This is a genomic window from Mesorhizobium sp. P2_A8, assembly GCF_056404935.1.
In genome coordinates, this window is record NZ_JBFUDB010000023.1 from 1 (window position 1) to 12980 (window position 12980).

Consider the following 12980-nt stretch of genomic DNA (forward strand, 5'->3'; position numbering starts at 1 on the left):
GCCCTGTCGGTGACACAGGCGAACTCCGGACTTGCGACGGCACAGGGCGATCATGCGATCACGCTGGTGCAGGTCGGAAGCACGATCGAGGGCCAGTACAACGACGGCGCGACGCACACGGCGTTCACGGTGTCGATCGGCTCGGACGGCAAGCTGACGGTTGTGCAGAATGTCGCGCTTGAGCACCTGGTCGATGGTTCGACGGCGGCGGCCTACAACGATGCGCTGACCCTTGCCGGCAAGATCGGCGTGACGGCGACGGTGACGGACGCGGACGGCGACACGGCGAGCACGGGCGTGATCAACGTCGGTGGCGCGGTGACCTTCCTGGATGACGGCCCGTCGATCACCAACGCGGTGGTCGGCAGTTCGGTGACGCTTGACGAGACGAACAACGGCCCGACGACGGACGGCGTGCTGACCCCGGCGCTGATGACGGCAACGAGCGCTGCGGCGATCGTGACGGTTTCGTCGAGCTATGGCGCCGACGGCGCCGGAACGACGACCTAYGCCCTGTCGGTGACACAGGCGAACTCCGGACTTGCGACGGCACAGGGCGATCATGCGATCACGCTGGTGCAGGTCGGAAGCACGATCGAGGGCCAGTACAACGACGGCGCGACGCACACGGCGTTCACGGTGTCGATCGGCTCGGACGGCAAGCTGACGGTTGTGCAGAATGTCGCGCTTGAGCACCTGGTCGAYGGTTCGACGGCGGCGGCCTACAACGATGCGCTGACCCTTGCCGGCAAGATCGGCGTGACGGCGACGGTGACGGACGCGGACGGCGACACGGCGAGCACGGGCGTGATCAACGTCGGCGGCGCAGTGACCTTCCTGGATGACGGCCCGTCGATCACGATCACGGGCACGGCGCCGGCGCTAAACGTCGACGAGAGCTATCTGGCCGCGGGGACCAACGGCATTGCCGGTTCGGGCGTCGGCCCGGCGGGATCGACCACGGACACGCAGAACTTTGCCGGTGTGTTCACGGTTGTGCAGGGCGCTGACGGTGCCACCACCAGCTATGGCCTGAGCATCTCGGCTCCGGGCGTGGCCACCAACTTGATCGACAGCGCCACCAACACGGCGGTGGTGCTGACGCAGAGCGGCAACACCGTGTCCGGCTATGTATCCGGGCACAGCGGTGATGTGGCCTTCCTGGTGTTCACGCTGAGCACCAACACGGCGACCGGCGCGGTAACGCTGACACAGGACCGTGCGGTGCACCAGAACACCGTCGACAACCCGACCGACAGCTCGGAAGGCATCAACCTGACCTCGGGCCTGGTAACGCTGACGGCAACGGTGACGGACAGTGACGGTGACACGGCCTCGCAGTCGATCGACCTCGGCTCCAAGGCCTCCTTCCATGACGACGGGCCCTCGCTAGGCTCCTTTACCTCGGGCACGATCCCGAACGAGGTGGGATCTGTCGCTGGCTTGTTCTCGCTGGTGCCGGGTGCTGACGGCATCGACCATTTCAGCATCACGGGTCCCGCGATCGCGGGCATCGTCTACAGCACAACGACCGCGGCGGATGGCGCTACGACCCTCCATGCGAATGCCGGTGCAACCGAGGTGTTTGATCTCACGGTAAGGCCGGATGGAACGTACCAGTTCGACCTCCTGCAGCCCGATGCTGGCACGACAATAACCTATTCGCTTCAGAACCTTCCCGCTGGCGGACCGAACTGGCGCGAAACCACCGATGGCCATATCGAGTTTTCAAGCCCCGGCGGAATCAACTCCAACAATAACGGATTTGGCGTCTCAAACACCTTCGTAGGCGGGAATGAAAGCTTCACAATGGAGTTCCACACTTCCGGAACTGGAGTCGGCACTGATAATCCGGCCAGCACCAATGCCGAGTTGAACGACTCCGTGAGTTTGGTGGTCAATTCGCTGAACGGTGCGGGGGGAACCTACCACTGGGTTGCGACCAACACTCTCACCAATACATCCACGTCCGGTAACATATTCATCACGGCAACCGGAACATTCGTCATCGATCCGTCTATCAGCTTCAACCAATTGCAGGTCAGCGCGGTCAACGTCTCAGGGCAAGGCGCTCAGTTCTCGAACGTCTCGCTCACGCATAACGTTTTGCCTCACGATCAGAACTTGGCCTTTACAGTCTCGGCGACTGACAAGGATGGCGATACCACCGGCACGCAGCCGCTCGCCATTCACGTCGTCGCGGGAGATGGATCGGGCAACTTCGCTCTTGCCGGGACGGCTGCCAACGATGTGATCGCAGGGAGCACGCACACCGACACGATCTCAGGCGGCGCAGGAACCGACATAGTCGACTACACCGGCAGCGTGGCAGCCGTTTCGATCCATCTGGCCGATGACGGACATGCAGCCGGGGCACCGGGGACATTCATCGACCCGGCACTTGGCACCATCGGCGGCGGCGATGCCACTGGCGATATCCTTACAGGCATCGAGGGCCTGATCGGCGGCTCTGGCGATGACTATTTGTTCGGAAACCTGGGAGCAAACTATCTTGCCGGCGGCGGTGGCAACGACACCCTCAATGGTGGCGCAGGTAATGACACGCTGATCGGCGGCGCGGGCAACGACATCCTGATCGGCGGTGCAGGCCAGGATACGATGACCGGCGGCACTGGAGCCGATACGTTCAAGCTCGACAGTCTGGACATCAAGGATCTCATCACCGACTACAATGGCGGTCAGGGCGACAAGATCGATCTGACGTCGCTGTTCGACTCGACTCCTGCGAATGTCGGCAACTTCGTGAACTACGACGCGGGGACGGGCACGCTCAGTGTCGATACCAGTGGTTCGGGAAATCCGGCCAATTTCGTCGAAGTGGCCCAGCTGACGAACCACCCCGTCGCCAACACCATCACCCTGCTCTACGACGACGGCGTAACCCAGCATACGACAACGGCAAACCTTGTTTAACGGCATGGCGCTCTGTCACAGGACTATGTTATACATCGCTAATATCGAGGGGAGCTCACTATGAAACGTTCTGCAAGACTGCTGGTTTCCGCTGCGACGCTGTTGCTGGCAGTCGGGTCGACGGGCTACGCCGCCGACATCATCGAAGGCCCTTCGGCCGACTATTGTCGCGTCGTGGGGACGTCCAACCTGGTGCTGACCGACAACATCGTCGACCTCAAGGAGCAGGTGGTCAAGCTGATGGACGAATCGGTTGCCGCCGCCAACAGCTCGGAGTGGATCAACTCGTCCCGGCCGGTTTTCGTCTGGGCATCGGAAGCCAAGGTCGCCTGCGGCATGGCCTATGGCTACCTGAAGACGAACTATCGCGACGAAGATACCCTCAACAAATGCGAGTGTTTTCACGATCGCATGGTCGAGTACATGCACTGAGGGGATAAGCGTATCCCACGCCTGTTGGCCATCATGATAGCCGACGGATCTTTTCTGAGGGCGATCGCCGGAGCGATCGCGTTGGTTGGCTTTGGCCAGACTGTCATGTTGGCCTGTGCCAACTGGCTGGAACGACCTGCCGTGGAACGACGGCAGGCATCCGACTTGACGCGGCCGACGCACTGCGACGCGGCTACTGAGTGGACCCGGCAGACCTTGAAGGCGTTTGCGAGCTGTCAGGCATCTATCTATGGCCTCGAGCCGGTGCTGGCACATGCCGTGATGGAGATCGAAAGCGGTTTCGATCCTGACGTGCAGGGCGCCGACGGCGAAGTCGGCCTGATGCAGGTGATGCCGGCGACGGCGCGAATGCTTGGCTTTCGAGGCTCCCTCGACGATCTGAGCGCACCGGCGACCAACATCGCGCTTGGGGTCAAATATCTTGCCCAGGCCAACAAGCTGGCTGCGGGCGATCTGTGCACTACCGTCATGAAGTATCGCGCCGGGCACAATGAAAGCCGGTTCTCGGCACTTTCGGTCCGCTACTGCCAGCGCGCGCGGGCAATCCTGGCAAGGCAGGGGATTGACGTGACCGGGCCGTTGCCGGTGGCGACATTCGGCTTTGCTGCTTTTTCGACAGGCGTAGGGGATGGGTCTCCAGCCCAGGGAAAAGGCGTTTGCGTGCGCCGCGTGTTCGTGCCCGGGCCACGATACATGAAATGCGCCGACTATCGGACGGCGGGGCAAGCAAGACAGATCAAGGCGCTCAGAGCCAGGCTGTTCGATGGCTAAAGAAACTACAGACGGCACGGCAAGTCCGCCGTAACATGGGTTGAAGACCAGACCGGGAAGAATACCCGGCGGCACATTGGGTTGGAGCAATCATGGAAGCTGGCCGACAGGTCCACTGTCCGCGGACGTGGGCAATCGCCCTTGCGCTCGCCGTTACATTGTCAGGCTGCCAGTCGAAGGGCGGCGTTTCCGAAGTGCTCGATCCGGCGGCGATTGCCGCGCCTGCCGGTCAGAAAGGCGGCGTTGGTGCCGGTCCGGCCCAGGCGACCCAGTCGCTGGGCACCGGTTCGACAAAAATCACGATGTTGCTGCCGTTGTCCGCTCCCGGAACGGCGGGGGAAAACGGCAGGAAGATGTTCGACGCCGCCAAACTGGCGATGACGGATATCGGCAATGGATTGCTCACGCTGACGGTGGAGGACACGAAGGGCGACAGCGCACAGGCCAGCAAATTGGCGGTAAGTGCGATAACGACGGGGTCGAAAGTCGTCATCGGCCCGACCGAACTGCCGGCAGCCCAGCATATTGCCACGCTGTCGGGATCGACGCGTCCGCCGGTTCTGGCGCTCGCCGACAATTTCGCAGGCGGCGCCGGGGTTTATGCCGTGCTGCTCAGCGAAGCGGACAGTGCCGCGGCGGGCGCCGCGGGACTCGCCGCCAAAGGCAAAAAGAAGTTCGTCCTGCTCGTCGCGGAAGGCTCGAACGCCAGCGCCGTGGAGAAGCGGGTCGCGAACGGCCTCAGCATCTATGGCGCGACTCTGGCGGTCACTGTCCCTTATTCGGCCGGCGACGGTGGTGCGAAGGCAGTCGACGAAATGGGCTCGCTCGTCGACACGCCCGACGCCGTGATCGTTGCCAGCGGCGATGGCAGTCCATCGCCTATCCTTGCCGCCCTCAAATCAAAGGGCATTCCGGGAAAGGCAATTTCTGTCGTCGGAACCAACCGTTGGCTGGAGCACCCCATGGATCCGCTGTTTGAGGGGGCATATATCGCCACGCTCGATTCGCGCGAAACCGGACCGATCGCCGACCGCTTCAGGACGACATACAACTACCCGGCCGACGTCAATGTGGCCTATGCTTATGATATGGTTGCCCTGACAGCAGGGATTGCCAGTGCGGTCGGGCCCGATGGCTTCAGCAAAAAGGTGCTCGAAAATCCAAGCGGCTTTCGTGGATCGACAGGTCTGTTCCGGTTTCGGGCTGACGGATCCAGTGAACGGTCGATGCCGTTTTACCAGATTCAAAAGGGTGCTCTCAAACTGGTTGCGAAATCGACGTCGGGTTTCTGATCGGGGGAGGGGCTTGGGAACCCGCTCAATCTGCTGGACAGGCTGGCTGCTGGGTAGACTGGCTGATGAGTAGGCAGGGCAGCAGCCGCCTGGCGATCGCGCTCGGAAGCCTCCTGCTTCTGGCCGGGGTTCTGCTGATCATTCAGGCCGAGGCTTTGCTTTCGGTCGATCGGCCTGTCCTTGCCCCTTCGCAAAACAGCGGCACGCAGCCAGCCCGACGGGCTGTGCCCTTCGTCGAAGCACATCGACGAGAATCGGCACGCAAGATTGCTCAGAACCTCATCGCTCCGCCACAGCTTGATCCTGTGGAGCTGGAACGGGTGGAGCCCCGTCCGCCGCTCACCGATCTTGGTCTGGCCGAGCCCCCGAGGGCACCGATGCCGGAAGATTGGCGGGAGGTCCTGCTTTACCGCCCGGTTGCCACATCGTCCGCGATCTTCGAATCCATGGGCCGGGAGGTGATCATCAGCGGGGTGCAAGGCATCGACCTCGACGGATCCTGCTTGTTTCAAGAGGTCACCTGGCCTTGCGGCCAGCGCGCACGTGCCGCTTTCAATTCCTGGCTGCGGGGGCGTGCGCTGACATGTTTCGTGCCGCCGGACCCGGAGCGTTTTGCCATTGCCGCACCGTGCAGGCTGGGCAAGCAGGATGTCGGCGCCTGGCTTGTGTCCAACGGCTGGGCGACGGCCCTGCCGGGCGGCATCTATGGCAAGGCGGAGGCGACGGCCAGGGGCGCGGAGATGGGCATTTTCGGCCCGCCGCGATAGGCTGGGCTCAAGAACCGGAAAGTCCCGGTTGCGGAACCCATGGTTGAATGATTGATAGGGGGTGAACGACCGTTGATTGTTCAACGGTCGTGGGCTTTCCATTCATTAACCATTGCGGCGCAGATTTCCTGAACAAGCCGGTTCGCGAACAGTCATTGGGTCTCATCGATCAAATTGTATGGTTCTCGGAAACTGAAAATGCTGTACGCCGGCTCTATGCTGGCTGATCTGACAGGAGATTGGCCAATGGCACAAACAGTAGCGACCGCCTCTGCGCGGGCATGGAGAAGCGTCGCATGGCTGACCTTTCTGGGGACAGCCGGGAGCCTTGGTCTTTCCCTCGGCCTCAACTACCTGCTTTTGTTCAGCGACGTGTTCACGCCGTTCGGACGCAGCATGATGACCGCCGTGCTGCTGCCGGTGATCATTGCCCTGCCGGTTTTCGCGCTGATCGGCTGGCAGCAGGTCCAGATCCGCGCCTGCCGGCAAGAACTCAACAGGTCTGGAACTTTTGACAGGCTGACAGGCTGTCTGAATGGGCCGGTCTTCACGTCGATGGTCGACCGAAGAACAACAAGGCCATCGGCGCCGGGGCCACGCTCGGGCGCCTTCCTGGTCATTCATTCGGAGCATCTGCGCTCCATCAACCTGCGCTTTGGTCTTGAATGGGGCGACGAGGCCTTGCGGCTCATAGCCTCAACCATACAATCATCGGTGCGCGCGGAGGACCTGGTTGGGCGCATAGGGACTTCGATGTTCGGGATTTTCCTCTCGGGCGCAACCGAAGCGGAAGCGAAGGAAATCGGCGAGCGTATCCGGGCGCGTGTCGCGCAAGTCTATTTCGCACCAAAAGGGACCGAGGATGCCCTGGCTATCAAAGTCGGTGGCGTGGTGTTTGAAAACGAGGTGGAGTTTGCGGACTTGTTCCAGTCCGCCGAACAGCGCATCTCTGGCGCCCAGGATGACTCCGGGTTTGAATTGAAGCATCTCCACAGCTGACACCCCTCCGGGCGGCCTACGGCTATTTTTCCGTAGCGCCCGGCGGAAGTTCTGCGTGATCGGCTCGGCGAGGTAGGAAAGCACGGTGCGGGCACCTGTCCGGATCATCGCCTCGCTCGACATGCCGGGCAGCAGCTTGCGGCCCTCCAGCTTGACGAGTTCGCTCTTGTCGATCAACACCGTCGCGGTGAAATACGGTGCCCCGCTGCGCTCCTCCACCATAAGGTCAGCCGACACGATCTCCACCACGCCGTCGAGTGGCGGCAGGTTGTAGCGGGCGAAGGCCGGGTGGATCGGATGGCGTCGGGACACGGGACAGTGGAAGACTCTAATGCTCCCTGAACCCGCGATTGAGCGAGTCGCGGACTGGCGCCAGCATATAGTCCAGCAGCGTGTGCTCGCCAGTCAGGATCATGACTTCCGCAGGCATGCCAGGTGACAATCTGACATCATGGAGTTTTCCGAGATCGGCTGTATCGACTTTGACCTTGGCGAGGAAATAGGGCTCTCCGGTCCTCTCGTCCGTCAGCCGGTCTGCCGACACCGATGTCAGCAAGCCATGGATCTGCGGCAGGTGCCGCGTCGGAAAGGCCGACAGCACCACGCGAGCCGGCATGTCCGGATGCACCATGTCGATATCGTCTGGCTTGATACGCGAATCGATGACCAGGTTGGGCTCGTTCGGAACGATATCGAGAAGCGGCTGGCCGCTGGAAATCACGCCCGATTCGGTCCTGACACGCAGGTTCATCACCGTTCCGGAAATCGGCGCGACGATGTCGGTCCTGGTCAGCACATCCTGGCGTGACGGCAACAGGCTGCGCAGTTCGGCCAGATCGCCGCGCGCCTTGGCAAGGTCCTCATTGGCTTTCTCGCTGTCCTGCTGGTGCAGGTTGAGGATCTGCAGCTCGGTCTCGCCGATCTGCTGTTCGTTGCGCGCGACCTGCGACCGGTTCGACGCCTGGTTCGCTCGGATGTCGGCCTGGGCACGCTGCAGCGCCAGGATCCGCGGCAGGCGCTCCAATCCCTTTTTGTACATTTCCTGTGCCGAAGCGATCTCGCGGTCGATCAGCCCCAGCTGCTCCTCCTCGGCTGCGATAACTTCCCTGGATCCGCTGCTCTGCTCCTCTATTTGCTGGATACGCTTGTGGAGGATCTGCTCGCGCCCTTCACGGGTCGCAAGGCGGCTGCGCAACAACGCTTCCTCCTCGGCGGCGATTTTCCGCGTGGCCTCGCTGCCAACCGACGTCAGCTCCTTGGGAAAGGTGATCTGATCATCCCCGGCCAGCTCCGCACTAAGGCGCGCTTCGACGGCCAGCAGGCGAATGTAACGTTCATGCAGCTCGTCGTAGCGCCCTTGCGCATCGGTCGTCTGCAAGCTGATCAGTATCTGGCCGGCGCTGACCTTGTCGCCTTCCCGCACATGGATAGCCCCGATGATGCCGCCCTCCAGATGCTGGACCGTCTTGCGGTAGCCTTCCGGGCTGACGACGCCATTGGCGACGACGGCGCTTGCCAGAAGCGCCACACTCGACCAGGCCGCGACGCCGCCGACAAAGATTATCGCCGAGAAATAGCCGAGCATCCGTGCCGGTCGCGTGCGGAGCTTCAGGTCGCGGCCGCTGTCGCGAAATGCGCGCGACTGCCGCCGGACGAGCCCTGCAAGGATGGGCAGAAGCAGTGCGGTTGCCAGTGCCGCCAATCCGATGCGCGCCGGCATATCCAACCCTTCGAACCAGTTCGATGCCGTGGCTGCCAGATCTCCAGCAGCGACGACCAGCCTGTCCAGCACGTCGCGTAGGCTGGCAATCAGCAGATCGAGCATCTTCGACAGGTCGCCAAATCGGTCGTTCATGGTTCACTCCGCGGCCTTCAATTTTGCCGGCACACTAACGACAGTCTTGTCTTGCCCTGGCATCGGCACGGCAGTCGGTTTGTGCTGACCGCCTAGCGCGCCCAACACCTCGTCGCGCGTGCCGAACGCCTTGACAGTGCCATCGAGCATCAAAGCAACATGGTCCGCCGTGCGCAAAAGGCTGATCTGGTGGCTGACGAGAATAACGGTCTGGCCTCGTCCCTTCAGGCGGCGAAGCGCATTGAACAGCGCCATCTCACCTTCGCTGTCGAGGCCGGTGTTCGGTTCGTCGAGTACGATGAGTGCGGGATTGCCGAACAGGGCCCGGGCGAGGGCGATGCGCTGACGTTGGCCGCGCGATATTCGCGCCCCGTGCGGCCCTACCTCGGTTTGATAGCCGTTTGGCATCCGCAATATCATCTCGTGAATGCCGGCAAGCTGCGCCGCGGCGATGACAGCGACACTGTCGACATCGCGCAGGCGCGCAATGTTCTCGGCGATCGTCCCGGGAAACAGGTCGACCTGCTGCGGCAAATAGCCGATGTGGATCCCCAACTGGTCCGACGGCCAGCTGGCGACCTCCGCACCGTCCAGCCTGACATGGCCGAGCGACGGGGGCAGGGTTCCCACCATGAGGCGGCAGAGAGTAGTCTTGCCGGAGCCCGACGGTCCGATCACGCCACAGGTCTCACCGGCCACGATGTTCAAGGATACTTTGTTCATCAGCGCCTGCTGTGTACCCGGCGCGTAGTAGCACACGTCCTCGAGCTTCAGCCGCCCTTGTGGGCGCGGCAAGGTCACGCCACCGCTCTGCCTAGGTCCGGTGTCGGCGAAGAGGCGCATGAGGTTACGGCGCGCAGTGCGAGCAGTAACCAGGCTGCGCCAGGCTCCGATCGAGCGTTCTATCGGCGCGAGCGCGCGGCTCAGCAGGATCGATCCCGCGATCATCGATCCTGCCGTCAGTTCGCCACGCAGGACAAAATAGGCGCCAAGCCCCAGCACGGCCACTTGAAGGGCCAGGCGCAGCGAGCGCGACAGGCTGCCGATGCTGGTTGTGCGCGCGAGAAGCTGCGACTGGATGGTCATCAACGACTGCTGCTTTTCTTCCCAGCGCTGCAGCGCCGGCTCGGACATGCCGAGCGAGCGGAGCGTCTCGGCGCCATCGACATATTGACCAGCCGCAGCCTGGTTGCGGCGCAGCCCCAGTGACGCTTCCTGGCTCTTGCGGCGAGTGAGAAAGTCGTTGGCCAGCGCGCCGCAGAACAAAAGCACCGCCCCAGCTATTCCGACCAGGCCCAATGCCGGGTGCAGAAGCCACATGAACGCCAGGAAGACGGGCGTCCACGGCGCATCGAGAAAGGTCAGCATGCCGTCAGCGGCAACGAAACTGCGCAGGTCCGCCACGTCCTTCAGGCCGGCCTCGAGGTTGCTGCCGGCCAGACGAGCCTCGATGGCTCGTTCGATCACCGGGACACTCAGCTGGTCGTCGAGCCATTGGCTGATATGCCCGAGGATCATGCGGCGCGCTTGCTCCAGCAGGCCGTAGACGGCGATCGCGCCGATCACCGCGAGGGTGAGCCACATCAGCGTATCGATCGACCCGCTCGACAGCACCCTGTCGTAGATCTGCAGCATGTAGACGGTGCTGGCGAGCAGGAGGAGGTTGGCAAGAAGGCTGAAGAGGAGGAGGGCGGGCAGCTGGCGCCGGGCCAGATGCATCACCTCCTGAAACTGCGGTCTTGGCTGCGTCACGGTTTGCCCCCCGTTGCGATGCTTTGGATTGGGCACGGCCGGGCGCCAAGGTTGGCGCCCGGCCGGTATCGCGTCAGGCTATCCCGTCGACGTGGTTGTCGTCGAAGATGCCGGTCCCGTCGATGCCGATGGAGAAGCTGTCGATCGCCGTATCGCCGTCGGCGTCGGCGATCTGCACGGTGAAGTCGAGCTTCTCGTCGGGCGCCGGCTGCGTCTGGACGAGGCTGAAGCCGCCGATGTCGAAGGTGTTGTTGTCGTTGCCGGAAATGCCATCCGCGTTGCTGATGTTTTCGATCAGCACGCGGTCATGGGTTCCGCTCGTCGTCCACTGCACCTTGTCGCCGGTGCTCAGGCCGGTGATGATCAAATTGCCATCGCCGTCGATCGAGGCGAGTGGGGCAAATTGCGTATTGCCTGTCTTGACGACGAAGTCGGTGATCGAGAACGAGGTGATGGCGACGTGCGTGTCGTCGGTGAGCCCATCGACGAAACTCGTCCCCGACTGGTTAGTGGTTGTAAAGGCCGAAATCTTGACGGTGACGGGTCCGACGCCGGGATTGGTCTGGTTGACGCTGAAGGATGCCGTGTTTGCATTGAACACGTTCGTGAAGGCGATGTTGGCTTCGACGTCGGCCTCGTTCTGGTCCAGATTGGGCACCAGGAAGTTCGTGTTCGCGCCGGTGACGTAGGTGATGAACGCGCCCTCATTGGGGTTGATCTGGTTGCCGTTGACGCCGAACGAGGTGGTGCTGCCGGCCTGGCTGATATTGAGCACATCCTTGGTCGTGATGTTTCCGCCGTTGGACTGATTGAGCGGGTCTTCCCCGATCACCACGATCTGGGCGGAGTTTGGGTCGCCGAACGTCATGAACAGGTTGCTGCCGGAGGGTGCCCCGGCGAAGCTGAAATTCAAATCCGCGGGTGGAGGGTTCTGGAGGACATCGAAGGTGTAGTTACCGCCCGATAAGGTCAGCTTGAAGAAATCGATGTCTCCGGTGTTATGTGTGCCGCTGCCATCAACATCCTTAAAGTAGGTAGCGACAGTATTGCTGTTGGTAAGGTCCCTGAGCAGCGTCACCTGCGAGGACGTGCCGTCCAGTATCGTCAGGGTCGCCGGCGAACTCGTGATGCTATAGGTTGCCGGGTCATCCGCCCCGACCACCCCGCTGAGCGTCTTGGTCACGGTGCTGCCAGAAGCGAAGTCCACCAGCCCATCGCTGATAAGCCCGATGGCCGGTCCTTCGTCCTGGAACTGCACGGCATCGCCGATACCTGTCGAACTGGTTGCGGTGTCGCCGTCGCCGTCGGTGACCGTCACCACCGCCAGCAACGCGCCGTCGGTGATGTTCACCGACTCGTCGTGGCTGGCGCCCGGGGTCGGATGAAGGATCGAAGCGTACTGCGCCACGCTGACGACGCCGCTCGTGCTGTTGATCGCGACGGCGAATGCTGCCGCCCCAGCGGCCCCGCCGATGCGGCCGACCACCAGGTCGCCTTCCTTGAACAGGAAGATGCTGGTGCCGGCGGTCGTGTCGAGGCCGGAATCCACGCCTGCGGCGGACACCGCCAGCGAGAACGCCGTCGTGCCGCCTTCCTGGTCGGCGCCGAACGAGCTCCCCGTCGAACTCACCACCGCGCTTGCATCCTGCGCGTAGCCGGTCGGGCTCAGATCGGAGCTGACATTGCTGACGCCCGCGAACAGGGCGACAACCCCTGCCGCAGTGGTGTCATCGGCATCGCCCTGGATGCCCGTGGTCTCGTCATGCGCCACCGTGGGAGCGCCCTGGACGATGCCCGCCGTCGGGCCGTCGTCCTGGAACTGCACGGCATCGCCGATACCGGTCGAGTTGGTCGCGGTGTCGCCGTCGCCGTCGGTGACCGTCACCACCGCCAGCAACGCGCTGTCGGTGATCGACACCGAATCATCTGGATTGGCGGCGCCTGGGTGCTTCAACGAAGCGTACTGCGCCACGCTGACGACGCCGCTCGTGCTGTTGATCGCGACGGCGAATGCTGCCGCCCCAGCGGCCCCGCCGATGCGGCCGACCACCAGGTCGCCTTCCTTGAACAGGAAGATGCTGGTGCCGGCGGTCGTGTCGAGGCCGGAATCCACGCCTGCGGCGGACACCGCCAGCGAGAATGCCGTCGTGCCGCCTT

9 protein-coding genes and 1 pseudogene are annotated in these 12980 nt (G+C 62.7%); 6 read left to right on the forward strand and 4 right to left on the reverse strand.

What is annotated here, in order from left to right:
• The 6 genes from AC1D10_RS35350 to AC1D10_RS35375 form a co-directional block, all read left to right on the forward strand.
• Positions 1 to 2934: DUF5801 repeats-in-toxin domain-containing protein (locus AC1D10_RS35350; protein WP_477279931.1), on the forward strand; the 2934-nt coding region annotated here is incomplete at its 5' end.
• Between the two features lie 60 nt (positions 2935 to 2994).
• Positions 2995 to 3366: a hypothetical protein gene (locus AC1D10_RS35355; protein ID WP_111542723.1), complete on the forward strand. Its 372-nt coding sequence runs from the start codon at positions 2995 to 2997 to the stop codon at positions 3364 to 3366.
• Between the two features lie 141 nt (positions 3367 to 3507).
• Positions 3508 to 4158, forward strand: coding sequence for a lytic transglycosylase domain-containing protein (locus AC1D10_RS35360; RefSeq protein WP_477279933.1), 651 nt, complete (start codon positions 3508 to 3510; stop codon positions 4156 to 4158).
• A 92-nt stretch (positions 4159 to 4250) separates the two neighbouring features.
• On the forward strand, positions 4251 to 5450 hold the full coding sequence (locus AC1D10_RS35365) for a type 1 periplasmic-binding domain-containing protein (RefSeq protein WP_477279935.1): 1200 nt from the start codon (positions 4251 to 4253) through the stop codon (positions 5448 to 5450).
• Positions 5451 to 5605: 155 nt separating this feature from the next.
• Positions 5606 to 6217, forward strand: a complete 612-nt coding sequence (locus tag AC1D10_RS35370; protein WP_477279937.1) for a thermonuclease family protein — start codon at positions 5606 to 5608, stop codon at positions 6215 to 6217.
• Positions 6218 to 6463: 246 nt separating this feature from the next.
• Positions 6464 to 7216, forward strand: a complete 753-nt coding sequence (locus AC1D10_RS35375) for a GGDEF domain-containing protein (protein ID WP_477279939.1) — start codon at positions 6464 to 6466, stop codon at positions 7214 to 7216.
• A gap of 27 nt (positions 7217 to 7243) precedes the next feature.
• Here AC1D10_RS35375 and AC1D10_RS35380 read toward each other — a convergent pair.
• The 4 genes and pseudogenes from AC1D10_RS35380 to AC1D10_RS35395 all read right to left on the reverse strand — a co-directional run.
• Positions 7244 to 7504 (reverse strand): annotated as a pseudogene (locus AC1D10_RS35380) (beta-barrel domain-containing protein); the annotation flags it as partial.
• 40 nt (positions 7505 to 7544) lie between these two features.
• On the reverse strand, positions 7545 to 9071 hold the full coding sequence (locus tag AC1D10_RS35385; RefSeq protein WP_477279941.1) for an HlyD family type I secretion periplasmic adaptor subunit: 1527 nt from the start codon (positions 9069 to 9071) through the stop codon (positions 7545 to 7547).
• Positions 9072 to 9074: 3 nt separating this feature from the next.
• Positions 9075 to 10790: a type I secretion system permease/ATPase gene (locus AC1D10_RS35390; RefSeq protein WP_477279943.1), complete on the reverse strand. Its 1716-nt coding sequence runs from the start codon at positions 10788 to 10790 to the stop codon at positions 9075 to 9077.
• A 106-nt stretch (positions 10791 to 10896) separates the two neighbouring features.
• Positions 10897 to 12980: DUF5801 repeats-in-toxin domain-containing protein (locus tag AC1D10_RS35395; protein WP_477279945.1), on the reverse strand; the 2084-nt coding region annotated here is incomplete at its 5' end.

Bases quoted from the DNA above. Each gene is read 5' to 3' on its own strand.
- AC1D10_RS35355 (WP_111542723.1), top strand. From the start codon at position 2,995: ATGAAACGTTCTGCAAGACTGCTGGTTTCCGCTGCGACGCTGTTGCTG.
- AC1D10_RS35365 (WP_477279935.1), top strand. From the start codon at position 4,251: ATGGAAGCTGGCCGACAGGTCCACTGTCCGCGGACGTGGGCAATCGCC.
- AC1D10_RS35375 (WP_477279939.1), top strand. From the start codon at position 6,464: ATGGCACAAACAGTAGCGACCGCCTCTGCGCGGGCATGGAGAAGCGTC.
- AC1D10_RS35385 (WP_477279941.1), bottom strand. From the start codon at position 9,071: ATGAACGACCGATTTGGCGACCTGTCGAAGATGCTCGATCTGCTGATT.
- AC1D10_RS35390 (WP_477279943.1), bottom strand. From the start codon at position 10,790: ATGCATCTGGCCCGGCGCCAGCTGCCCGCCCTCCTCCTCTTCAGCCTT.